Raw genomic sequence first — 24,253 nt, 5'->3', positions numbered from 1 at the left:
TGACCATTGCTGGTTAATTGAACAGCTCATTACACTCCATTAACACGATGTTGTAATTCAGCACACTACATAAGGGTGTAATTCTGATGACGCAATTAACCATGAAAGACAAAATTGGCTACGGGCTGGGTGACACCGCCTGTGGCTTCGTCTGGCAGGCTACCATGTTCCTGCTGGCCTATTTCTACACCGACGTCTTCGGCCTGTCGGCGGGCATTATGGGGACGCTGTTTTTAATCTCCCGCGTGCTCGACGCCGTGACCGACCCGCTGATGGGGCTGCTGGTCGACCGCACCCGCACGCGGCACGGCCAGTTCCGCCCGTTCCTGCTATGGGGCGCCATCCCGTTTGGCATCGTCTGCGTGCTGACCTTCTACACGCCGGACTTCTCCGCGCAGGGCAAAATCATCTACGCCTGCGTGACCTACATTCTTCTGACCCTGGTCTACACCTTCGTTAACGTGCCCTACTGCGCCATGCCCGGCGTCATCACCGCCGACCCGAAAGAGCGTCACGCCCTGCAGTCCTGGCGCTTCTTCCTGGCGGCGGCGGGCTCGCTCGCCATCAGCGGCATTGCCCTGCCGCTGGTGAGCATCATCGGCAAGGGGGACGAGCAGGTGGGCTATTTCGGCGCCATGTGCGTGCTGGGCCTGACCGGCGTGGTGCTGCTCTACGTCTGCTTCTTCACCACCAAAGAGCGCTACACCTTTGAGGTGCAGCCGGGCTCGTCGGTGGCGAAAGATCTCAAGCTTCTGCTCGGCAACGGCCAGTGGCGGATCATGTGCGCGTTCAAGATGATGGCGACCTGTTCCAACGTGGTGCGCGGCGGGGCGACGCTCTACTTCGTCAAATACGTGATGGATCACCCGGAGATGGCGACCCAGTTTTTACTCTACGGCAGCCTCGCCACCATGTTTGGCTCGCTCTGCTCCTCCCGCCTGCTGGGGCGCTTCGACCGCGTCACCGCCTTCAAGTAGATCATCGTCGCCTACTCGCTGATCAGCCTGCTGATTTTCGTCACCCCGGCCGAGCATATCGCGCTGATCTTCGCCCTCAACATCCTGTTCCTGTTCGTCTTTAACACCACCACGCCGCTGCAGTGGCTGATGGCCTCTGACGTGGTGGATTACGAGGAGAGTCGCAGCGGGCGCCGCCTCGACGGGCTGGTGTTCTCCACCTACCTGTTCAGCCTGAAGATTGGCCTGGCGATTGGCGGGGCGGTGGTAGGCTGGATCCTGGCGTACGTGAACTACTCCGCCAGCAGCAGCGTGCAGCCGGTAGAGGTGCTGACCACCATCAAAATCCTGTTCTGCGTGGTGCCGGTGGTGCTCTACGCGGGCATGTTCATCATGCTGTCGTTCTACAAGCTCACTGACGCCCGCGTGGAGGCCATCAGCCAGCAGCTGATCAAGCACCGCGCGGCGCAGGGCGAGGCCGTTCCCGACGCTGCGACAGCCGCATCCCATTAACCGGAGGCACTATGCAAATCACTAACCCTATTCTGACCGGCTTCAACCCGGATCCTTCCCTGTGCCGTCAGGGCGAGGACTACTACATCGCCACTTCGACCTTCGAGTGGTTCCCGGGCGTGCGCATCTACCACTCCCGCGACCTGAAAAACTGGTCGCTGGTCAGCACTCCGCTGGACCGCGTGTCGATGCTGGACATGAAGGGCAACCCGGACTCCGGCGGCATCTGGGCGCCGTGTCTGAGCTACGCCGACGGTAAATTCTGGCTGCTCTACACCGACGTGAAGATTGTCGACTCGCCGTGGAAAAATGGCCGCAACTTCCTCGTCACCGCGCCGTCCATTGAGGGGCCGTGGAGCGAGCCGATCCCGATGGGCAACGGCGGGTTCGATCCGTCCCTGTTCCACGACGACGATGGCCGCAAATACTATATCTACCGCCCGTGGGGGCCGCGCCACCACAGCAACCCGCACAACACCATCGTGATGCAGGCGTTTGACCCGCAGACCGGCACCCTCTCGCCCGAGCGCAAAACCCTGTTTACCGGCACGCCGCTCTGCTACACCGAGGGGGCGCACCTTTATCGGCACGCGGGATGGTACTACCTGATGGTGGCCGAAGGGGGCACCAGCTACGAGCACGCCGTCGTGGTGCTGCGTTCCAAAAATATCGACGGGCCGTACGAGCTGCACCCGGACGTGACGATGATGACCAGCTGGCACCTGCCGGAGAACCCGCTGCAGAAGAGCGGCCACGGCTCGCTGCTGCAGACCCACACCGGGGAGTGGTACATGGCCTATCTCACCAGCCGCCCGCTGCGCCTGCCCGGCGTGCCGCTGCTGGCCTCCGGCGGACGAGGCTACTGTCCGCTGGGGCGCGAGACCGGTATCGCCCGCATTGAATGGCGCGACGGCTGGCCGTACGTGGAAGGGGGCAAGCACGCGCAACTAACCGTGAAAGGCCCGCAGGTGGCGGAACAGCCTGCATCCGTTCAGGGCAACTGGCGGGAGGACTTTGACGGCAGCACGCTTGACCCGGAACTGCAGACCCTGCGCATCCCGTTCGACGACACTCTCGGCTCACTCACCGCACGCCCCGGCTATTTACGGCTCTACGGCAACGACTCGCTCAACTCCACCTTCACCCAGTCGACCGTGGCGCGCCGCTGGCAGCACTTCGCTTTCCGCTCAGAAACGCGGATGCAGTTCTCGCCGGTTCACTTCCAGCAAAGCGCGGGGCTGACCTGCTACTACAACAGTAAAAACTGGAGCTACTGCTTTGTGGACTACGAGGAGGGGCAGGGGAGAACCATCAAGGTGATCCAGCTCGACCACAACGTGCCGTCATGGCCGCTGCACGAGCAGCCCATTCCGGTGCCGGAACAGGCGGAGAGCGTCTGGCTGCGCGTGGACGTGGATACGCTGGTCTACCGCTACAGCTACTCGTTCGACGGCGAGACGTGGCACGCCGTGCCGGTCACCTATGAAGCGTGGAAGCTGTCGGATGACTACATCGGCGGGCGCGGCTTCTTTACCGGCGCGTTTGTGGGGCTGCACTGCGAGGACATCAGCGGCGACGGCTGCCACGCGGACTTCGACTACTTCACCTACGAGCCGGCCTAACGGCTCAGGCCGGGTAGCCCAGCGCGCGTGAGAGCTGGAGCCCGGCCTGCTGAAGCTGCTCGCGGAAATCAGCCAGCTCTGCGTCGTCCACGCGCGAGGTCAACGTCGACAGGCTCAGGGCGGCAATCACGCGGGATTCATGGTTCCACACCGGCACCGCCACGCAGCGCACGCCCTGCTCGTTCTCTTCGCTATCCAGGGCGTAGCCCTGCTCGCGGGTCTGCGCCAGAGCGACCATTAATGCTTCGCGAGAGGCGAGGGTGGAAGGGGTATAGGTGGTGTAGTGATAGCCCTCCAGCAGGGCGTTCAGCTCGGTCTCGCCCAGCCAGGCAATCAACACCTTGCCGATGGCGGTGGCGTGGACCGGCAGGCGGCGGCCGATGCGCGAATAGGCGATGGCGGCCAGCTTGCCTTCAATCTTCTCGATATAAACCCCTTCACGCCCGTCAAGGATCCCCAGATGGGTGGTCTGCCCGGTCCGCTGGGACAGCTCCGTCAGCCAGCCTTTCGCCTTCTGACGAATATCGATGGAGCCCACGACAAAATGGCCGCGCTCGACCAGCTTCATGCCGAGGCGATACTTACCGTTTTCCGGGTTCTGATCGATATAGCCGTGAAGCTGCAGGGTTTTCAGCAGCGAGTGGAGGGTACTCTTGCTCAGCCCCATCAGTTTGCTGATGTCGGTGATCTTAAGCTCGGTGGCCTGCTCGTTGAACAGGTCGAGGATCTGCAACGCACGTTCAACAGACTGAATAATCGGCATAATGCTGGTATGTCCACGCTGGAATTAAGGCGAAAACGTACCTTTTTCGGGGTGAAAAATCAATGAAATGGAGCTGGCCTGATCCGCCCGGCGGCGCTACGCTTGCACGGGCCTACGGGTTGTGTAGGCCGGGTAAGCGCAACGCCACCCGGCAAGAAGAGCGCACCGAATCAATAAAGTGGGAGAAAGGATCACCCCCCAAGCGTCGCCACCATCACCGCCTTAATCGTATGCATTCGGTTTTCCGCCTGGTCGAACACGATGCTCGCCGCCGACTCAAACACCTCGTCCGTCACTTCCATCCCGCCGTGCAGATCGAACTCCTTCGCCATCTGCTTGCCGAGCGTGGTCTGATCGTCATGGAACGCCGGCAGACAGTGCAGGAACTTCACGTCCGGATTGCCGGTCAGCGCCATCATCTGCGCGTTCACCTGATACCCGCGCAGCAGCGCAATCCGCTCCGCCCACTTCTCTTTGGCTTCGCCCATCGACACCCACACGTCGGTATAGATAAAGTCCGCGCCCTTCACGCCCGCCGCCACGTCTTCGGTCAGGGTGATCTTCCCGCCGTGCTTCTCCGCCAGCGCGCTGCACTCCGCCACCAGGCTCTCTTCCGGCCAGCAGGCCTTCGGGGCCACCAGGCGCAGATCCAGCCCGGTCAGCGCCGCCGCTTCCAGCATCGAGTTGCCCATGTTGTTGCGCGCGTCGCCCGCGTAGACCAGCGTCATCTCGTTGAACGCCTTGCCCGGCAGGTGCTCCTGCATGGTCAGCAGGTCCGCCAGCAGCTGCGTCGGGTGGAACTCGTTGGTCAGCCCGTTCCACACCGGTACGCCCGCGTACTGCGCCAGCGTCTCGACCACTTCCTGGCCGTGGCCGCGATACTGAATGCCGTCGTACATCCGCCCGAGCACGCGCGCGGTGTCCTTAATTGATTCTTTATGCCCAATCTGGCTGCCGCTCGGCCCTAAATAGGTAACGCGCGCGCCCTGGTCAAATGCGGCAACTTCGAAAGAGCAACGGGTACGGGTCGAGTCTTTTTCGAAGATGAGCGCGATGTTTTTACCGGTAAGCTTCTGTACTTCCTTGCCCTTTTTTTTATCGGCTTTGAGCTGTGCGGCAAGGGTCAGCAGAGAAGTGAACTGTGCAGGGGTAAAGTCGAGCAATTTCAGAAAGTGTTTCTTGTACAGATCAGACATTTTATCCTCACATGGCGAATGCCACTTATTGAATTAAAATTCACTTTATATGTGTAATTATTCATTTGCAACCCCGTTTCACAAATCTTTCCAACAAAGGTGGAGGCAAACCCGTCCGTGTGTGAAAATAGAAGTATCTGCCGCACTTTAAAGAGGATTGAGCCATGGCAAACCCGGAATTACTGGAAGAGCAACGCGAAGAGACGCGTCTGATTATTGAAGAGCTGCTGGAAGACGGTAGCGATCCGGACGCGCTGTACACCATCGAGCACCATTTCTCTGCGGATGATTTCGACGCGCTGGAAAAAATGGCCGTGGAAGCCTTCAAGCTGGGCTACGAAGTGACCGAGCCGGAAGAGCTGGAAGTGGAAGAGGGCGACACCGTCATCTGCTGCGACATCCTGAGCGAAGGCGCGCTGAAGGCGGAGCTGATCGACGCGCAGGTCGAACAGCTGATGAACCTGGCCGAGAAGTTTGACGTGGAATACGACGGCTGGGGAACCTACTTCGAAGATCCGAACGGTGAAGACGGCGAAGAAGGTGACGACGAAGATTACGTCGACGAAGACGACGACGGCGTGCGTCACTAAGTGATTCAGGCGGTGGCGCGCGCCACCGCTTTTTCAAGGCAGAACCATGGATTACCCGCAGATACTCGCCCCCGTACTTAACTTCCTCCAGTGCCCGACCCCGCAAGCATGGATTGATAAAGCCCGCGACCCGGCGAACCTGCCGCTGCTGCTCACCGACCACATGGTGTGCGAGCTCAAGGCCGCCCAGACCGCGCTGCTGTTGGTGCGAAAATACGTCGCCGACGAAAGCGGTGCCGACGCGCTGCTCGAGTGGCTCAAACCCTACGAACAGTTCACCTTCCGCGGCGGCCCGGAGCCGGACTTCATCACCCTGCACAAGCAGATTGGCAAAAGCGTGATGCCCAAAACCGACGACCCGTGGGGCCAGGCGCTTATCGACAGCATGGTGTTGCTGATTAAAGAGGAGCTGCACCACTTCTGGCAGGTGCGCGAGGCGATGCTGGCCCGCGACATTCCGTACGTCAAAATCACCGCCAGCCGCTACGCCAAAGGGATGCTGAAGGAAGTGCGCACCCACGAACCGCTTACGCTGATCGACAAGCTCATCTGCGGCGCCTACATCGAAGCCCGCTCCTGCGAACGCTTCGCCGCGCTGGCCCCGTTCCTCGACGACGACCTGCAGAAGTTCTATCTCTCGCTGCTGCGCTCGGAAGCGCGCCACTATCAGGACTACCTGACGCTGGCCCGGCAGGTGAGCGACGACGATATCTCACCGCGCATACAGCTTTTTGGCGAAATTGAAGCCACACTTATCTCGACACCGGACACCGAGTTTCGCTTCCACAGCGGCGTGCCGGTGTAAACCGGCATAGCGAAAGGATAAGGATGCGAGATGAATAAAACGTGGACCCGTATTGTGATTGTCGTCGTCGCGGCCGCCGCCGTGGCGTTCTGGGTATTCTTCGATAAGCAGCGTGCCCCCGAACACCAGATTGATACCACCCTCAACGCGATGCCCGCCTGGCAGGTGATTAAGGAGCAGGAGCCCGCGCTGCATCAGCGCATCCTCGACCAGATGGCTGCCCTGCAAAAAGCGGGCGAGCCGGAGCAGCAGATTATCGACACCATCCAGCCGCAGATCCTGCATCTGCAGATGTCGCGCCTGCAGAACGCCCCGGACGCCAACGTGGTGAACTACATGACCATCAACATGGAGCAGACCGCCGCCATCCAGAAGGTGAGCGACGACGCCTGCTTCCGCTTCCTCTACCCGATGGTGAAGGGCGGCGTGAACCCGATGCGCATGCTGGATAAAGACCTGATGACGCGGCGCATGCAGGCCGACGCCGACATGATGCGCGCGGCCTACGGCAAAAATCGCCACACCGTGACCCCGGCCGAACGCGAGGCGGCTGTCGAAGATGTGCGACCGATTATGAAGGCGCTTGCCGATAAGTACGGCGAGGACATCCAGCTGCTGCAGATACCCGAGAAGGCGGCGGGCAAAGAGAAGCTCTCCTGCGATATGGTGCAGGAGATGTGGGCGAAGGTGCTGGCGCTGCCGGAGCAGAAGGCGGCGGGGGTGATTCGTCTGGCGGTGTCTGAGCTGGAGTGACGAAGGGCGCTGGTTTTTTGGGCACTTAGCGCGGGTTTCGCGCGTCGTCGCTTGCATGGCGGCGCGCGACAGGTATAATCCACAACGTTTCCGCATCCCCTTCAGTGCCGAAGTGGCGAAATCGGTAGACGCAGTTGATTCAAAATCAACCGTAGAAATACGTGCCGGTTCGAGTCCGGCCTTCGGCACCATCAACGATAGTGATTATCGGAAAATCTAGAACAATCAGTGGGTTGCACAGTGAGGCTGGACGTAGACTGCAACTACAAAAGGGCCGTATATCCGGCTTTTTTAAAAAGCCTCGTGCCGGATATTTTCAATTACTTCCTGTTTTTCAATTTATATTCACGCATCTTCTGATAAAATCGACATGGTGTTCAATATAGCTTAACGTCACGCTTATATCACCGTGGCTGAGTAATTTCTGCATGTCGCACAGTTTTGCTCTTTTTTTGCATTAATTCTGGGGCTGCGGTATGCCACTTGTGCTAAAATGAAAAGTTGTTATGGTAGTCATTATTAAATTTCTTAAAGAAATAACTGACATTATTTCCCGTAATTGCTTTGCCCTGCCGCAGTATTCGTCCACTGAAGCAATTAATGTTAAATGCTGAGCATCAGCATGCAATCCCTTTGCTTTAGCTTCAACCAGTAAATGCTCCAGATAGAACTGCAGCCGAGAGGAGATGGGCACAACATGTCCATCATGGCTTTTGCTGCCATCAAACAGGATAAACAGAGCCCCATGGACCAGCTCGGCATCCTTTACATGCAGATGGAAAAGCTGATTCAGTAGGATTGCGGTGAATGGTATCCCGGCTAGGTATTTTCCAGTTCAATAAAATGGCCCAACACGTTGCATGAAGTGAGGTACTGCTCGTGGGTCAAGATTTCTTTTTCTATGAGATTCCCGTTGCGATGTTTTTATGAAACGGATTAATAAACTACTACAGTAGCTCTGTTCAACTACGACGGTATACAAGGTCCGCATATTAATCATAAAGTGGTTCAGCTAAGTATCTTGATGCATCGCACATTTAACATGTAGCTACGCCATTCTACGAGCATATATTGCGTGGCCTCGGTAGGCGGTACGTGACGCCAGCGGGTAAACTGGTTCACCGCCTTGCGGTAGCTGCCTTGAGTATTATGATGCAGCAGTTGAGCAAGAGAATTTTTTCCTAGAGTCGTTCAAAGGTCATTTGTATTATGATAAAAATGGTGAAATTTAATTAGAGGATGTCAATTAGGTAAGGGGCAATAGAAATTTAAGCTCTGTAACTTTTGAAAGTTGATTCGATTATTTATTAGCACAGCGAATTATAAAATATAAAAGTATAAAAGTATAAAAGTATAAAGCGTCTGATGCTATATGATTTATGGTTAGTTACTTAAAGACATTGTGAGGTGAATGTTATCTATAATTAAATACTGAGGATTGAATTAAAGAAGGATTAAGAAAGTGTTTGTGTTGAAGAAATCGGCAAAGATGAGAACAGAAGATTTTCTGCAGATATAACTAGGTAAGTATAATTAGCATTGATAAAAATTATCAGCGAAGAGGAAGTTGTTGAGTTGGTGAGCTAATTTGAAATGTCTGGCATTGTGCTTCCTGAGCCATTCGAGACGTAGCAGTTCCTGACTGGATTTCTGATGGCATGCCAGGGAGCCTGAATTCAGGCTTAAGTTGTATAAGTCAAGTTTTGCCACTACTAGGATATCCATTTGATTTTAAAGGATAAAAACAAAACCTCTATCGATGGAGTCACATCGTTTGTATGTGAAATGAAAAATTTACTGTACAATGCAGCATTATGTCCGTATGGAAAATGAAATTACGAGAAACTGCAACATGAATCCACATTCAACCCAAAAAAAGCGAGAGTTGGGTGCTTATTATACTCCCCCGGAACTGAGTAAGGTTCTAGCCGATTGGGGGATTACTTGCGCTTCACAGACTATTTTAGAGCCGAGTTTTGGTGGATGTGGTTTTCTTACTAGCTGCATTGAGCGCTTAGAATATTTAGGGAACACCAAACCACTCAATAACTTATACGGTGTGGATATAGATCAGCACGCTTTTGATACATTGTATACTAAATTCCCATTTTATAAAAAAAAGAAAAACAGTTTTATTTTAGCTGATTTTATCTCTGTGAAACCCAGTGACTTTAATATTAAAGAATTTGATGTAATAATTGGAAACCCTCCATATGTATCTATGCATAACATGACGGATTTGCAGCGTCAGTCATGTAGTGACATTCTGAATAATTCCTCTTTTTCGGGGAAGACTATTGGACGGAACGCCAGTTTATGGTCTTTTTTTCTGTTACATAGCCTCAGTTTCTTAAAAAATGGAGGCAGAGTTGCATGGGTTCTCCCTAGTAGCCTTCTGCATGCGGATTATGCTAGAAAACTCCTCGACATATTATGTGGTCATTTTAAACATATTTATATAATTAAATTAGCAGAACGTTTTTTTGTCGAAGAGGGCGCTCAGGAAACTTCTGTAATTTTAACTGCATCTGATTTTAATAAATGTGGTGAAATAAAAGGGGATTTGACCGTTTCTTCTGTAAATAATGTCTATGACTTAGAGAGAGAGTTAAATAAAAAGAATTCAAAAAATATTAAAAATATTGATGAGTTTAAGTTTGAATTAATATCCGAAGACATTAAGGACGCATATCTTTCAAATATTAAAAGCCCGTATTCTTTTAGGTTTGGTGATTTATGCTTGATAAAAATAGGGCTTGTAAGTGGAGCAAATAGTTTCTTTATTCTCAATAAAGATACAATTGATAAGTACTCCATCCCAAGCAAAGTGTTGTATCCTATTGTCGCAAGGTTCTCTTTTTTAAACGGAGTGCGGCATAATCAAGCAAAGCATAAGAAGATTTTTGAAAAGAACGATAGATCTTATCTTCTTTCGCCAAATGAAGAACAATTATCATCCTATGAGTCTGTTCAAAAATATATATCTTCTTTATCTTCTTATGAGATAAATAAAAATAAGACTTTTCAAAAAAGACCTAATTGGTTTGAACCAAACCATGGAATTGACTCAATTATCCCTGATGCTTTTTTAAGCTATATGATACACCGAGGGCCAAGATTGGTCATCAATCAGAGTAAAATAAATTGTACGAACTCTGTTCATAAAGTTTTCTTTCGGGATAAGAAAATGAGTCATAAAAATAAAATAGCTATATCTATCTCTTTACTATCAAGTTACTCACAATTTTCGGCTGAAATTGTTGGGCGGGCCTATAGTTCTGGTGTTTTGAAAATAGAACCAACGGCTGGGAAATCCATAAATGTGTTAATAGATGAAAAAATTATCGAGCCTCTGTACACACTAACTAATAAAATAGAAGAGCTGCTCGATAAAGAAGAGCATAAAGAGATAAGAAAATTAGTAGATAATGTACTTATAGCAAATGGTATGATGAAAGAATCAGATTGTGAAAAATTTTCCTTAGGAATTGACCAATTACGCTCTGAACGCTATAAAGGAGTAAAAAAATATCATGAGTGATGATAAGGAATTAAAAGATAAAATTTCTGAACTGTTCATGAATTCAGATGGACAGGTTGATTATAACAAGTTGCTAGAAGTTGCAACTAATCTTTCTTCAGAGGATTCGAGTAATATTAGATTTTCAGTAGACGCGAAAATAGTTGAAAGACTAGGAGAGCAACTTGTCGCCAAAAAAACGACAGCATTAAGCGAATTGATTAAAAATGCTTATGATGCTGATGCATCTTCAGTAAATGTTGACTTTATTGGGACCGAAGAACCTGGAGGGATGATAATTATTCGGGATGATGGTCATGGGATGGATCATAGTGATTTACTCCGTGGGTTCATGACAATTAGTACCTCGGATAAGATAACCAATCCAACTTCTTTCAAATATCAACGAGCAAAAGCTGGAAAGAAAGGTATTGGAAGATTCTCAGCTCAAAAATTGGGCTCAAAATTAGTAATGATTACAAAAAAAGCAGATCAAAAGCACCACATTTGTATGGAGGTTGACTGGGATAAATTTGTTTCTGGTGTCCCCTTATCTTTTATCAGTAACAAAATTGATTACATTGATGAAGGATATGATTTTGAACATGGAACCGTGCTAAAAATAACAGGTGTAAGGGAAGCTTGGACAGATAATAATATCAAAGTGGCATTTAACTATATTTCTAATATTATTAAAATTCCTGCGAAAGTAAAAAAAACTGATGATCCTGGTTTTGTGGTTAACTTTCATTATGTCAATAAAGAAAATAATATAAATTCTGTAATATCATTAGATAATAACACTGAGTTCTTAAATTATGCAGATTTAAAAGCCACGGGTTATATGAGTGATAACGCCGAGCTGGTAATTGAAATTGAAGGATTAACTGATAAAAGGTTTACGGATAGATTAATATTTGATGAGGGTTATAATAAACTTCTAAAAGAATTCGATTATAAGTTCGAAGGACTTTATTTTTCAATGGAAAAGGGATCACCTAAACCAAGATCATTACAAAGTTTTTTATACAACAATGGAGGGATAAAATTTTATCGAAATGGATTTAATGTTGCCCCTTTTGGTGAGAGATATAATGATTGGCTTGGATTAGATGAATCTTCTCGGAGAAGATTAATTTTACCCCCACATTCAAATACTAACTTCTTGGGAAATGTCTATGTTACTGATTCTTTTGGGGCCATATTTGAAGAGACTTCAGCTCGGGAAGGGGTAATTGAAAATGATGCTTTTAAAGATCTCGTTAATACAACAAAAAATATAGCAATGAAAATTGCTTCTCATGTTGCAACAATAAGAAATAAAAAAATAACGTCATCTCAACAAGGCTACGCGCCCATTCTGAAAACCAAAGAAGATACTATACAAGAAAAAATTAGCAAATTAAAAGAAAAACTCATTGTAAAAGAAGAGTATGAAAAAGAGTCCTTAGTTGAGATAAATGATGATGTTATTTCGGATATATTAGATAGTTCAGGCTTTATAAAAGAAGATTTAACATCACAACAATTAATAGCCGATCTCAATGATGTAACAACGACATTTATAGAATATGTTGACGAACGATTATTGTATAGAGTTCTATCTTCACTTGGCCTTGCCATTTCTGAATTTACTCACGAGATACAATTGTGTTTATTGAACTTACAATTAACAAGTCAAAATTTAGAGTTGCTATCTGAAGGAAATACTGAATTGCAAAAATCAGTAATTCAATTTTCAGAAAATCTTTCTATGATGGTTGCCTATACAGATTTCTTCGATGGGACTATGCGTAGTAACTCTAATCGTGAAAAAAATAACTACGATTTAAGAAAATTAATAAAGCGTTTTATTAAAGGAATGGAACCTACTACAAAGAGACGTGGTTATAAGTTCAATGCAACCTTTGATAAATGGGGAATTTGGACGAAAAAGATACATATCTCAGAAATAATGTCTGTTTTTATGAATTTGTTTACTAATGCTTGTAAGGCAATTGAGCGAAGTGGTCAAAAAGAAGGTATGATATCCATTAATGTGACTACAAATGAATCATTTATAACTATTTTGTTTGAAGACAATGGAGACGGAATACCTAAAGATAAATGGGCTAAAGTATTTGAGCCACTCTATACTACTGCGATGCCTGCGAACGCATATAGCTCTGACAATGAATATAGTCGAGGAATGGGGCTTGGATTGGCTATTACTGAAGAGATAATCTCTGAAATGCAAGGTGAAATATCCATAATCGAGCCTTCGCAAGACTATAAGACATGTATTAAAATTATTTTACCTTTAGCTGATGAATCGGAGTTACCAGAAGATGCCTATTAAATACCTTTATATAGATGATGAAAGAACGGAAGTACTGCAGCCTCTTATAAATCAAATCAGTGGGCATAATGTTAATGGGCTTGAGGTTCATCATAAACAAGTCTACTCCACATTTGCGGATGTAGTTAGCGAATTAAAAGATAGCCATTATAATGGATTGATTATTGACCAAAAGTTATCGGCGATAAGTGACCAAGGTGTTAAGGCTGATTATTATGGTACAACTTTAGCTCAACAGCTAAGAACAGAAATGGCCGTAGGTAATATCCAAGCTATACCTATGGTCTTGCTTTCTAATGAAAATGTAATTGTCGAAAGTTATATTCCTGATGACTCATCAAATGATCTCTTTGATTTTGTAATTAAGAAGCATGAAGTTGCGCAAGAGGAAAAAAGGTTAAGAGTGAGTAAAATGCTTCACTCTCTAATTCAAGCTTATGATAAAGCGCGAGCAGTAAAAAAGGATATTGGTATAGACTTAAATGAGGTAGAACTATGCCGCCTTTTTAATTGTAATGATAAACAAATTCACTATATGGATACAAGATTTTTAGATTTCATCAAGTCTAAGGGAGGTGATACCCATAGTTTAGTCGCTTCAATATATTCGTCCCTCATTCAGTCAGCCGGAATGCTGGTTACAGAGGAAATGCTGCAGACTAAGCTTGGAGTAGATAAAAACTCTTTAGACTGGGATAAAGTTAAGCAACACTTAGATGAGTATAAATATAATGGACCGTTTTGTGATCTAAAAGATAGATGGTGGTTTTCCGGCGTTGAAGATTGGTGGGATGAACTATACCCAGAAAATGTATTGCAGAACTTAACGGTTAAAGAACGTGTTGCAATATTAATCGAAAAGCTATCTTTACCCCACCTAAATTATGTTGAGCTTTCCTATTCAGAAGGTCAGCAAAGTGAATATTTATGGGTCAATTGTGTGTTGTCAGGGGTTGCTTTAGATCCTTATGACGCTTTGCGCGTGCGAGATCCTGAAGCAAAAGTATGGGAGCAACCAAAATATATAGACTTGCGAGCATTTTTAAATGATGATGAGCATCCTCACTATAAAATCCATATAGACGATAAAGACAAAGTTAAAAAACTTATAGCGAGGCTGAAACCAAATGTTAACGAATGATCAAATAATTGAAAACCTTGAGAGAGTAGGAAGTCTTCTGCTCCAAAAGAACATAATTACTGATGAAACACCCTTTAGAAATATTCGTAGGCAGTTTCAAAATGACGCTATGAAATATTCTATTCCTTGGATTGAATTCAAGAAAGTAAAAGGTGAGTTTGTCCGGAGCGATGTTTGGGATTCAGATCTTAGTGTGAAAGTTAATGCCGAGGTGCAAGTTCGCGAAGGATTTGAGTTCAATTCAGCTGTAAGAATGATTGTTAATATAGAATATACTTGTTTGAGTCAAGATGGTGAGAAAGAATGTAAAGGTTGTTGGCATATGGATTATCACGTTGACGAGGGTGAACCACAGTATATGCATCCAGATTACCATTTGCACCATGGTGGTAGGTATATTAATGGCCTTCAAGATTATGGCGAAGTCATTATTCTCGATAATCCAAGAGTGATGCATCATCCACTTGATGTCTTTCTCGCTATTGATTTTGTTATATCAAACTTTTACCCTAAAAAAGAGTGGAGTAAAATCAGGGCTGATACATTCTATAAAAAGATAATTAAAGATGCTCAGCGTGCTTGGTGGAAAGGTTACTACGAAAAGATATCTAATTATTGGGAGCATTGTGATCGTAATAATAAAGGTGATATATCCAACGCTGCTATTTTTGAGGCTCAAAAATTAAACCCTCACTTCATCTGAAATATAGAGGAGGCATGGATGCTCTCCTCATCACTTTAGTCCTTTATCTTTTATTACTCATAAATTATAGCTCTCTAAGCTGTACCACAATATCTACCTAGCCAGCGTTCCATTTACAGCCAGACAAACCTCACTCCAGCCCACATCATCACTTTCAGTCAGAATGTCTGCCGCGAAAACTATTAAAAACCGATCTAATTAATTATCACGCAGTGATGTTAACCCGACATTTCTTCTCTCACTAGGGATTGCTTCTTACGTCCTAAAGAGCGGAGGTTCTCGTTTTTTTTTTACAACATGATTATTTCTTCTGCGTTTTTTATTGTTTTCAAAGCGAGAATTATCTATTCTAAGTAGGGTTCAATAGTGGAGATTGATAATGTCTTTAGGTGAGATTGTTTCCCCGCTTAGTTCATTTTTACGGCTTATCCTGACGCTGGGGCAGAAAAAAAAGCGCCCAGAGCGTCAGTTGGAGGGGCGCATCATTGCGCGTGGTATCGTTGCAGAGTTGCCCAAAGAGATCCCCTTTTATATTACTGCAGAAGACGGGACTCGAGAAAAAGGCATTTATGTCATTGGATTGTTAATTTGGAATCGTGGCACATTGCCTGTGGTAGAAAATGATTTTCTCCCAACAGCACCTCTTATCGTTAAAGTAAGTGGTAAAACAAAATTCGTCGGCAGTCGCATTCTAGCGGTTGAAGAAGAAGTGCGTTGCTCCTGCCAGCAGCTTACCGATCAGCAGCTGCAAATACATTTCGATTGCCTCAATTCTGAGGATTATTTGGTGATTCCGCTCTTCGTCACTGGCAATCCCCACGTCAATGTTGAGCTAAGTGGACGGATTATCGGACAGAGCCATCCTATCGATCACACTGCCGCTGAGATGAAGGCTAATGTTCCGGAACGTCTGGCCTCGTTGATGATGTTAATCTTTATACTAAACATGTTACCGGGCTTCTTCATCGGTGGTGCCCTGATCATAAAAATGTATGGATTAGACGTCTTCGTAAACAATTTCGAGTCCGTATCACGCTGGTACTCGATGCCCTTTACCCTTGGAGCCATTGCGATAAGTATGTTTCTAGTTTCCCGTATTGTTTACTGGTTCGAACGCCGAACTTACCCTGAAGGCTATCCACTAGAATCGGATCTTGAGCCCCCATTACATAAATCAATAATTGGTTTATGCAAATGTATTTTTCGTGGGGATAAGATACGTTTGTCAGCGTCATTATTTAGTTGGGGTAAGCCCATCATAATGGCAAATAAACGAGTGCGTCGCCGTAGCATTAACGACTGGATAAGATAATCCTCTGAATCCTGTCCCAGACAATCCATAGGGTGATTGCAATTGGTAGGTTGATAATAATCAGCTGTAGAACAGTCGGAAGAACAATTTCTTGATCGTTAAGATAAATTATTACGGCCTTAACGTTCATTCGAGTCAGTAGCTATGCACCATCACAATGACAACTATAAGGGCTAACATCGGATTTCCTCCCCTGCCGAAACTGCCCTTATGATTATGTTTATGAGGCCTGCAATTGACTGGATAATTGTATTACAGCCATATTAAATGAGGGATTGAAAGACCCATAGTGATTGAGATTCTACTCTGATCTATTGCTGCACTTTGGTCATTATACACTTCAGTTCCTCAATAGTAAGTGAGGGTTTTTGCCTGTGGATCATTGCATGGCAATTGGGACAGACAGGGCGAAGATCATTTACAGGATCGAGTTTGTAGCGCTCTCCAATCTCAGAGAGAGGGGTGATATGGTGGACGTGAATATAGTCCTTGCCGGTTTCACCATATGTTTTCTCAAAGTCCATATTGCACACACTACATTGACAGCCGTAATGGTCTATACATTTGTCTCTTGCTGTTTTGCTACGTTCGTACATGTTAACTTTGATCTGTTTTACGGCCCCTTCATAAAAGGTTTCCGGGACATCATCTGGATAATCGATATCTAACTTGGTAGAAAGCGATTCTGCTTTTTTGATGCCCTCATGAGTGAGTTTCCAGATGCCAAGGCCTGATTCTTTGGCATTATGAAGATACTTGTAATCAACAAGCTTTTTTCGCGCCCATTGGACCATGTTGTTCCATTGGGGACGGTTGCTATCATCAGGAAGTAAGATGCTCATTTCTTCATCGGTAAGGCCGAACTCCCTACCCAATGGTTCATAACACGAGGAAGAACTAACTTCTCCCCCTCGGTTATAAATATTCAAAAGTAAGGGAATTTCAATCTCTTTATAACTTGGAAATGCCATGTTTATCACCATCAAAATGAATAAGTTACTTTTTGAAAATTTCGCGTATATGCCACTCTATATAACTAGCCTGCGGATAATTTTCTTTCTGTAGTGGAAGGTGAATTTGAGCTCCTGCGAAGTCCCAAAAGAATCTGGATACAACGCTATTGCCATTTACAGCGGAAGATATTTGAACGCGCATGTTTTCATCCACTCCAAGAGAGCCTTTATCAAAGGCTTTATGATGGATTGCACAGAGAGCTAAGCCATTCGCGATCTCACATGGCCCTCCAAATTGCTTCCATTTGACATGAGCGGCTTCAAGTGCGACAGAGGTATTATCATGTCGCATATTGAAACCGCAAACGGCGCACTGATAGTTATAGGCTCGCAATACCTGCTGTCGAAATAAAGGATCGCGCTGTTTGCGAATTTGCAGGAGATCGAATCCCAACTCGTCGGCAAGTTCTTCCTGAATGCTTTCGGCAAAGTGTGCTTCGAGGATTTGCTGAGCTATAGAGTTAATGAGGTTCTTACTGTTTATCAAACGAGAGTAATGCTGCTCGTCAAAACCACCTGCAACATGATGTTCAACCAGTTCCCCCGCAGGAGGCTGTTTGCTGGTACCTGATGTGGAACAGCGCTCTGCGTTTTGTAGTTCCCAAAAGCCATCACCTTGTAAACGCCAGAACGGCATATCAGGACGGTACTGTGCACGCTGTGGTCCAAAACGTTCCAGCAGGCTGTGCAGCTGATCGCGCACTTCCTTACCGTAATCAAACAGTCGCGCATGCCCCTGCTGATAGTTCGCCAGCACGTACAGAAGCAATAAAGGCTTATGCGGCGCACGCTGTTCGCCTTTGCGCCAGATGGTGATATCGGCAATTGCCTGTTCGAGAGTTTTGCTGGAAGCCATCGCGTTACGGAAGAAGGTAAATAATTGCGATGATGCTCGCAAAACCCAAACCAATCAACCCACAATCAACAAAAACATGAGCTTACCGCACACAACACTATTTCCTGAATCCCCCTCGCAAATTTCAAATTTACCCCGCACCAAACCGCTGTATTTATATTCAGCACGGTATAATGAGCACCAGAAATTACGCCGAACGGCAAAGGAAATAATGAAGAATATTTAATGAACAATTCGCGATATGAAGGTGCTGCAACACCCCCATACCGCTAACCACAACCAACTTGATAGGAGTTGTATATGGCTGCGACGAATTTTAAGCCAGAGTTTACTGTTTGCAAAACAGAATCAGACGCTTTCACCGACATGATTGAAAACCGCGAGCTGGTACACAAAAACAGCGCCCGCCGGCTTCACGGCAACCAGACCAATGCGGCCCCCATTCATCCCCGAGCGGAAACGCCGCAAGACAGTGCTGCCTGCTGCGAACTGTATGCACGCATCGACATGAAATACCTTCTGCTTGGCGGTGACTGGTTAACCCGTGCAGGCTTTATCAACGGCATGCCGGTAAAAATCCGCGCCATGAAAGACTGCATCGTGATTACGCCACAGCATACAAGAGAATTATGGGGATGCCTGGAAGGGATGAGCGTGGTGAATATAAATAAACAGAAAGTCGCCCAGTGGTTAAAAACGTTTCCAGGAGCGTTGAACGACACCGGCGATATTCCGGTGATTAAGCGCAACGCCTGATAATAATCCCGGCCCTGCGCCGGGATTATTATTTATATCGTTCTCAAAACACCGGCACCCCCAGCCCAACCTTCACCTCCCTCAACGTCGCCTGCGTCACCCCCTGCGCCCGTTCCGTCCCGCGCTTCAGCATCGCCATCAGCTCCCCCTTATCCTGCATGTACTTCGCCCTGCGCTCCCGCATCGGCGCAATCAACTCCTGCAGGCACGCTTCAAGCTCGTTCTTACATACCCGGTCCCCAAGCCCGCCTGCCTGATAGTGCGCCTTCATCGCCGCCACTTTCTCCTTGTCCGGATGAAACGCGTCGAGGTACGTAAACACCACGTTCCCCTCAATCTGCCCCGGGTCGCTCACCTTCAGGTGGTTCGGGTCGGTGTACATGGCGCTGACGGCACGATGAATCGTCTCTTCGCTGGCCGAAAGGTGCAGCGTATTACCCAGCGATTTCGACATCTTGGCGCTGCCGTCGATGCCGGGCAGGCGGCTGGTGTCGCTCAGCATCGCCTTGCAGTGGCGCAGCACCGGGGCGGGCAGCAGGCTGTTCATCTTGTGCACAATCTCGTTGGTCTGCTCAATCATCGGCAGCTGGTCGTCGCCGACGGGCACGCACTCGGCCTTAAACGCGGTGATGTCCGCCGCCTGGCTGATGGGGTAGGCCATAAACCCGACCGGCAGCGAGCGGGCGAAGCCCTTCTGCGCAATCTCGTTGTTCACCGTTGGGTTACGCTCCACGCGGGCGACGGTGACGATGTTCATATACAGCATCGTCAGCTCGGCGAGGGCGGGCAGAGCGGACTGCAGGCAGATCGTGGTCAGGTTCGGGTCGATGCCGGCGGCGAGGTAGTCGGCCAGCACTTCGGGGATGTTGTCGCGGATTTTCTGCGGGTTGCTGCCGTTGTCGGTCAGCCCCTGCAGGTCGGCAATCAGCACAAACTGGTTGTGCGTGTGCTGGAGCGCCACGCGCTGGCGCAGCGATCCGACGAAGTGGCCGAGGTGCAGCGGGCCGGTTGGACGATCGCCGGTGAGGATGGTGGGTGCGTTCATAAAGACTCCTTAATGTGCAGTGGCCGAAAGGGGTCTTAGAAAAGTGAAAGCCGCCTTTCGGCGGCTATCTGAAAATGGGGAAAACTACTCCGTGCCGCCTTTAAGAAGGCAGCCACCAGCGGTTTACGGTGAGCACGGCGTGGTTTATGTTCATGCTTTTACCGTACCACGTCCGGCGCGAAAAACAAAAGGGCACGTCATGCTGCAATCACTCAACCATCTGACCCTCGCGGTCAGCGACCTGCAAAAAAGCGTCACCTTCTGGCACGCGCTGCTGGGGCTGACCCTGCACGCCCGCTGGAATACCGGGGCCTATCTCACCTGCGGCGAACTGTGGGTCTGCCTGTCGTACGACGAGGCGCGCCGGTACGTGCCGCCGCAGGAGAGCGACTACACCCACTACGCGTTTACCGTGGCGGAAGAGGATTTTGAACCGTTCTCGCGCAAGCTGGAGCAGGCGGGCGTCACCGTCTGGAAGCAGAACAAAAGCGCGGGGGCGTCGTTCTATTTTCTCGACCCGGACGGGCACAAGCTGGAGCTGCACGTGGGCAGTCTCGCCGCGCGCCTGGCGGCGTGCCGCGAGAAGCCCTACGCGGGGATGGTGTTTACCTCAGACGGGGCTTGAGGCGCGTACCTTCAGCCTGCCCGCCAGCGTCACGTGCGTGGCGGCATCTTCCTGATTGCACAGGTACTCCACCGCCAGCCGTCCCAGCTCGCTGTAGGGCAGCTGAATACTGGTCAGTGGCGGGGTGAGCTGCTCGGAGATCTTCTGGTCGTCGTAGCCCGCCAGCAGCATGTCCTCTGGGATGCGTACACCGTTCACCGCCAGCGCCTGATAGCAGCCAATCGCCAGCCAGTCGCTGGCGCAGAAGATGGCGTCCGGGCGCTCGGCCAGTTCCAGCAGGGAAGCCGTCGCGGTAAAGGACTCGCTGAACTGCCAGTTGGTCTGGCGCACCAGGCCGTCGTCGCACGCCAGTCCGGCCTGCTGTAATGCCGCCTGGTAGCCCGCCAGGCGCTGGCGCGAGGCCTCCATCCAGCTCTCGCCGGTGATGTGGGCGATGCGCGTCGCCCCGCAGGCGATGAGGTGTTTAGTCACCTGAAAAGCGTTGGCGTAGTCGTCCGGGATAAACGACGGCAGCAGCGGCGAGCCAGGGTCGCGCTGGTTGAGCAGCACCAGCGGGATGCGGGTGCAGTCCTGGAAGGCCGTCATGTCCACCAGCGTGGTGACCGGTGAGGCGAGGACAATCCCGATGCAGTTGCGCTTCTCCAGCTGGCGGATGATGTTCAGCGCCAGCTCGATGTCGTCGCCGTAGTCGTAGACGGTGAGCAGGGTCTCGTTGCGCCACGCGGCTTCCCGCGCCTGGCTGATGGCGTCGATAAACGGGTCAAAGCTCTGCAGCGAGCTGACCAGCAGGGCGATCTCTTCCTGGTTGCGCGGGGCGTGAACGGCGGGGAGGCGGTCGTAGCCGAGCTCGGTGGCGACGCCAATGACCCGCTGGCGGGTGTCGTCGCTGAGCTTGATGTTGCGGGACTGGTTAAGCACCAGCGATACCGTCGCCTGCGACACCCCTGCCGCCCGCGCAATATCGTTCATCGTCACTTTTGTTTTTCGCTTCATCCGTCCTCTCCCTTTCGCGAATTCGCATCATACCCTAACCGCACGCTTTAGCGCCGTCGATCACGTTTCTCATTCATCGAAGCGCGAACTTTGTGAGGGACATCGCTTTTCTTCGTGCGAGAAATTGCGCATTTATCCCGCAACTAATATTTATTAGCTAAATATTATCAGTAAGAGGACGCGTAATGAAAGAGCAGTGGAGCAGGGAGCAGGCACAGGCGTGGTATCAGCAGAAGGGCTGGCTGTGCGGGTTTAACTATCTGCCGTCGACGGCGGTGAACTGGACCGATATCTGGCAGGCAGAGACCTTCGATGCCGCCACCATCGAGCGCGAGCTGGGCTGGGCGGCGGAGGCGGGCTACAACACCCTGCGCATCAACCTGCCGTTTATCGTCTGGGAGCACGACCGCGACGGGCTGATGGCGCGCATCGACCGCTTTTTGACGATTGCTGACGGCCACGGGTTCAGCACCATGCTGACCCTGATGGACGACTGCGGTTTCTCCGGCGACGAGCCGTACCTCGGCCCGCAAAAGCCGCCGGTGCCGGGCAAGCACAACAGCCAGGCGGCGGCGAGCCCGGGGCGCGACAAGGTGTGCGATCCCGACTGCTGGGCAGACATTGAGCGCTACATCCGCGACGTTGTGCGCCAGTTCCGCGACGACAGGCGCGTGCTGTTGTGGGATCTCTACAACGAGCCGGGCAACCGCGGTATTTTCGCGACGGGCACGCAGGAGGTGCAGTACGACGCGAAGCTGGAGACCTGCGCGCACGAGTTGATGAAGCTGGCGTTCCAGTGGGTGCGTGAAGAAGACCCGACCCAGCCGCTCACCGTCTGCGCGTGGCGTCTGCCGCCGGAAGAGGAGGGCGAGACGTTCTTCCGGCATCCGCTGGACCAGACCGCGCTGGCGCTCTCGGACGTGGTGAGCTTCCACGCCTACACCCACACCGGCCGGATGACGGCGATTATCCAGCAGCTGCAAAAGCTTGGTCGCCCGCTGTTCTGCACCGAATGGCTGGCGCGGCACGTGGGCAGCACCATCGAAGAGCAGCTTCCGCTGATGTACGCGGCGAAGGTCGCGCCGTACCAGTGGGGGCTGGTGCGCGGCAAAACCCAGACGTGGCTGCCGTGGCCGGTGGTGATGAAGGAGTCCACGGACTACTGCCGCCTCTGGTTCCACGACGTGTTCGAGGAGAACGGCATTCCGTTCTCGCGCCGTGAAATCGCCCTGATGCAGCAGCTGCGCAAGATCGCCCCGCAGGCGCAGGACTAATAATATCGACCCGGCGGCCGACCGCCGGGCAACCAGGCAGGCATATAACAATGGCAATGACAATGAAAATACCGTCTCGCGAGCTGTGGTCTTATTTTGGCTATGGTTTAGGTCAGTGTTTTAGCTTTGGTTTAGTGGGTTCGTTTATTAACTATTTTTACACCGACGTGCTGGGGATCTCGGCGCTGGCGGCCAGTACCATCTTCCTGATTGCCCGCGCGTGGGACGCGGTTCACGATCCGCTGTTTGCCAGCATTATGGACACCATTAACAGCCGGTTCGGCAAGTTTCGCCACTTTTTACTGATCGCGCCGCTGCTGATCACCGGCGTCACGCTGCTGTCGTTCTATAAAATCGAAGCGGACATGACCACCAAAATCCTCTACGCCGGGGTGACCTACATCCTGTGGGGGACGCTGTACGCCATCTCCGATATCCCGTTCTGGTCGATGTCGTCAGTGATGACCAACGACTCCGGGCAGCGCACCCGCGCGGTGACGGCGGCGATGCTCGGGGTGAACGCCGGGATTGCCTGCGCCAACATCTTCTTCCCGAAGCTGGCGGCGTTCTTCGCCCAGTACAGCAATGACAAAGGCTACTTTATGGCGGCGCTGGTGATGATGCTGGTGGGCCTGCCGCTGATGCTCAACGGCTTTATGCAGATCAAAGAGCGCGTGCCGCCGAGCCCGGAAAAGGTGACCATCCGCGACACCTTCCACAACCTGCGCCAGAACAAGCCGCTGTTTATCGTCCTGCTGTCGTTCTTCTTCTGCGTGTTCCACAACGTGGCGGGTGGGCTCTACATCTACTTCTTTATCAACAATCTGGGCGACGGCAGCCTGCAGATGGCGATTGGCGTGATGGGGATCGTGGCGGCGGTGCTGTGCCTGGTCGCGCCGATGCTGACGCGCCGAATGCAGAAGCGGAAGCTGTTTATGATCCTCTGCGGGCTGGACGTGGCGGTGCGCGTGGTGATGTGGTTTGTCGGGTATCAGCAGGTGACGATGCTGTTTATTCTGCTTGGCCTGAGCACGCTGTTCGTGATGATGACCAACATCCTCACCTCGTCGATGATTGCCGACACCATCGAGTACGCGGAGTACCACACCCACAAGCGCTGCGCGGCGATCACCTTCTCCGGGCAGACCTTCACCGGCAAGATGTCGGTGGCGGTGGGCGGTGGGTTAATCGGCGTGTTTCTGACGATGATCGGCTACGTGCCGCAGGCGCAAATCCAGAGCCAAGGCGTGCTGTCGGGGCTGTTCTTCGGGATTTGTCTGCTGCCGGCAATAGGGTCGCTGATCCGCATGGGCTTTATGTCGCGCTTTACCTTTACCGAGGAGAAGCACGCGGAGATTTGTCGGCTGCTGGCGGAGCGCAACGCGTCTGCGAAAGCGCCGGGTGGCGGCTGCGCCTTACCCGGCCTACAGGACCAGCCCTTGTAGGCCTGATAAGCGAAGCGCCATCAGGCTTCGCTTT

At 50.4% G+C, this 24,253-nt stretch carries 20 protein-coding genes, 1 tRNA gene and 1 pseudogene; 15 read left to right on the top strand and 7 right to left on the bottom strand.

The window, feature by feature from the left end; all coding sequences use genetic code 11:
* The first annotated feature begins 86 nt into the window (after positions 1 to 86).
* Together LLF79_RS17375 and LLF79_RS17370 are read left to right on the top strand one after the other, a co-directional pair.
* Positions 87 to 1,469, top strand: a pseudogene (locus tag LLF79_RS17375) (MFS transporter).
* Positions 1,470 to 1,480: 11 nt separating this feature from the next.
* Positions 1,481 to 3,091 carry a glycoside hydrolase family 43 protein gene (locus tag LLF79_RS17370; protein WP_227880011.1) on the top strand — a complete coding sequence of 537 codons (1,611 nt, stop codon included), beginning with the start codon at positions 1,481 to 1,483 and terminating at the stop codon, positions 3,089 to 3,091.
* A 4-nt stretch (positions 3,092 to 3,095) separates the two neighbouring features.
* On the opposite strand, the gene xynR is transcribed toward LLF79_RS17370, so the two are convergent.
* From xynR to LLF79_RS17355, 3 genes are all read right to left on the bottom strand, one after another.
* Positions 3,096 to 3,854 carry a DNA-binding transcriptional repressor XynR gene (xynR, locus tag LLF79_RS17365; protein WP_227880010.1) on the bottom strand — a complete coding sequence of 253 codons (759 nt, stop codon included), beginning with the start codon at positions 3,852 to 3,854 and terminating at the stop codon, positions 3,096 to 3,098.
* A gap of 191 nt (positions 3,855 to 4,045) precedes the next feature.
* Positions 4,046 to 5,050, bottom strand: coding sequence for an ornithine carbamoyltransferase (gene argF, locus LLF79_RS17360; RefSeq protein WP_203453141.1), 1,005 nt, complete (start codon positions 5,048 to 5,050; stop codon positions 4,046 to 4,048).
* A complete protein-coding gene (locus LLF79_RS17355) occupies positions 5,020 to 5,115 on the bottom strand; it encodes a hypothetical protein (RefSeq protein WP_214516355.1) in 96 nt (31 codons plus the stop codon). Before LLF79_RS17355 ends, argF begins: the two co-directional genes overlap by 31 nt.
* Positions 5,116 to 5,214: 99 nt before the next feature.
* On the opposite strand from LLF79_RS17355, the gene rraB reads away from it, so the two are divergent.
* From rraB to LLF79_RS17310, 9 genes are all read left to right on the top strand, one after another.
* Complete coding sequence (gene rraB / locus LLF79_RS17350) at positions 5,215 to 5,640, top strand: ribonuclease E inhibitor RraB (RefSeq protein WP_008501374.1); 426 nt, start codon at positions 5,215 to 5,217, stop codon at positions 5,638 to 5,640.
* Between the two features lie 46 nt (positions 5,641 to 5,686).
* Positions 5,687 to 6,445 (top strand): tRNA isopentenyl-2-thiomethyl-A-37 hydroxylase MiaE, encoded by a 759-nt coding sequence (gene miaE, locus LLF79_RS17345; RefSeq protein WP_227880009.1) that lies wholly within the window; start codon positions 5,687 to 5,689, stop codon positions 6,443 to 6,445.
* Positions 6,446 to 6,475: 30 nt separating this feature from the next.
* Positions 6,476 to 7,198, top strand: a complete 723-nt coding sequence (locus LLF79_RS17340) for a topoisomerase II (RefSeq protein ID WP_227880008.1) — start codon at positions 6,476 to 6,478, stop codon at positions 7,196 to 7,198.
* 106 nt (positions 7,199 to 7,304) lie between these two features.
* Positions 7,305 to 7,389 (top strand) — tRNA-Leu (locus tag LLF79_RS17335).
* Positions 7,390 to 9,050: 1,661 nt separating this feature from the next.
* The gene (locus LLF79_RS17330; RefSeq protein ID WP_227880007.1) at positions 9,051 to 10,739 is read left to right on the top strand and encodes an N-6 DNA methylase; all 1,689 of its coding nucleotides are present in this window, start codon (positions 9,051 to 9,053) and stop codon (positions 10,737 to 10,739) included.
* Positions 10,732 to 13,056, top strand: a complete 2,325-nt coding sequence (locus LLF79_RS17325) for a sensor histidine kinase (RefSeq protein ID WP_227880006.1) — start codon at positions 10,732 to 10,734, stop codon at positions 13,054 to 13,056. Before LLF79_RS17330 ends, LLF79_RS17325 begins: the two co-directional genes overlap by 8 nt.
* Positions 13,046 to 14,197, top strand: coding sequence for a hypothetical protein (locus LLF79_RS17320; protein ID WP_227880005.1), 1,152 nt, complete (start codon positions 13,046 to 13,048; stop codon positions 14,195 to 14,197). Before LLF79_RS17325 ends, LLF79_RS17320 begins: the two co-directional genes overlap by 11 nt.
* Positions 14,184 to 14,900: a hypothetical protein gene (locus LLF79_RS17315; RefSeq protein WP_157508496.1), complete on the top strand. Its 717-nt coding sequence runs from the start codon at positions 14,184 to 14,186 to the stop codon at positions 14,898 to 14,900. Before LLF79_RS17320 ends, LLF79_RS17315 begins: the two co-directional genes overlap by 14 nt.
* 379 nt (positions 14,901 to 15,279) lie before the next feature.
* A complete protein-coding gene (locus LLF79_RS17310; RefSeq protein ID WP_227880003.1) occupies positions 15,280 to 16,212 on the top strand; it encodes a hypothetical protein in 933 nt (310 codons plus the stop codon).
* 311 nt (positions 16,213 to 16,523) lie between these two features.
* Here LLF79_RS17310 and LLF79_RS17305 read toward each other — a convergent pair whose 3' ends face one another.
* The gene (locus tag LLF79_RS17305; RefSeq protein ID WP_227880001.1) at positions 16,524 to 17,183 is read right to left on the bottom strand and encodes a winged helix-turn-helix domain-containing protein; all 660 of its coding nucleotides are present in this window, start codon (positions 17,181 to 17,183) and stop codon (positions 16,524 to 16,526) included.
* Positions 17,184 to 17,208: 25 nt separating this feature from the next.
* A complete protein-coding gene (locus LLF79_RS17300; protein WP_227879999.1) occupies positions 17,209 to 18,081 on the bottom strand; it encodes a phosphorothioated DNA-binding restriction endonuclease in 873 nt (290 codons plus the stop codon).
* Positions 18,082 to 18,381: 300 nt separating this feature from the next.
* Between LLF79_RS17300 and LLF79_RS17295 the strand changes: the two genes are divergently transcribed.
* Positions 18,382 to 18,837 (top strand): SymE family type I addiction module toxin, encoded by a 456-nt coding sequence (locus LLF79_RS17295; protein ID WP_227879996.1) that lies wholly within the window; start codon positions 18,382 to 18,384, stop codon positions 18,835 to 18,837.
* Between the two features lie 43 nt (positions 18,838 to 18,880).
* Here LLF79_RS17295 and trpS read toward each other — a convergent pair whose 3' ends face one another.
* Positions 18,881 to 19,882: a tryptophan--tRNA ligase gene (gene trpS / locus LLF79_RS17290; RefSeq protein ID WP_227879992.1), complete on the bottom strand. Its 1,002-nt coding sequence runs from the start codon at positions 19,880 to 19,882 to the stop codon at positions 18,881 to 18,883.
* A gap of 199 nt (positions 19,883 to 20,081) precedes the next feature.
* Between trpS and fosA the strand changes: the two genes are divergently transcribed.
* Positions 20,082 to 20,507, top strand: a complete 426-nt coding sequence (gene fosA, locus LLF79_RS17285; protein ID WP_227879984.1) for a FosA/FosA2 family fosfomycin resistance glutathione transferase — start codon at positions 20,082 to 20,084, stop codon at positions 20,505 to 20,507.
* On the opposite strand, the gene LLF79_RS17280 is transcribed toward fosA, so the two are convergent.
* A complete protein-coding gene (locus LLF79_RS17280) occupies positions 20,493 to 21,500 on the bottom strand; it encodes a LacI family DNA-binding transcriptional regulator (RefSeq protein WP_227879983.1) in 1,008 nt (335 codons plus the stop codon). The genes fosA and LLF79_RS17280 overlap by 15 nt on opposite strands.
* A gap of 185 nt (positions 21,501 to 21,685) precedes the next feature.
* Here LLF79_RS17280 and LLF79_RS17275 point away from each other — a divergent pair, with 185 nt between their 5' ends.
* Both LLF79_RS17275 and LLF79_RS17270 read left to right on the top strand, forming a co-directional pair.
* The gene (locus LLF79_RS17275) at positions 21,686 to 22,774 is read left to right on the top strand and encodes a cellulase family glycosylhydrolase (protein ID WP_227879981.1); all 1,089 of its coding nucleotides are present in this window, start codon (positions 21,686 to 21,688) and stop codon (positions 22,772 to 22,774) included.
* Positions 22,775 to 22,824: 50 nt separating this feature from the next.
* Complete coding sequence (locus tag LLF79_RS17270; RefSeq protein ID WP_045409318.1) at positions 22,825 to 24,219, top strand: MFS transporter; 1,395 nt, start codon at positions 22,825 to 22,827, stop codon at positions 24,217 to 24,219.
* Positions 24,220 to 24,253 lie beyond the last annotated feature (34 nt).

Origin of the sequence: Enterobacter cloacae complex sp. 2021EL-01169, assembly GCF_020733125.1 — a bacterium.
GTDB lineage: Bacteria > Pseudomonadota > Gammaproteobacteria > Enterobacterales > Enterobacteriaceae > Enterobacter > Enterobacter roggenkampii.
The sequence above is the reverse complement of the archived record's forward strand: the minus strand, read 5'-3'. Positions and strand labels throughout refer to the sequence as shown.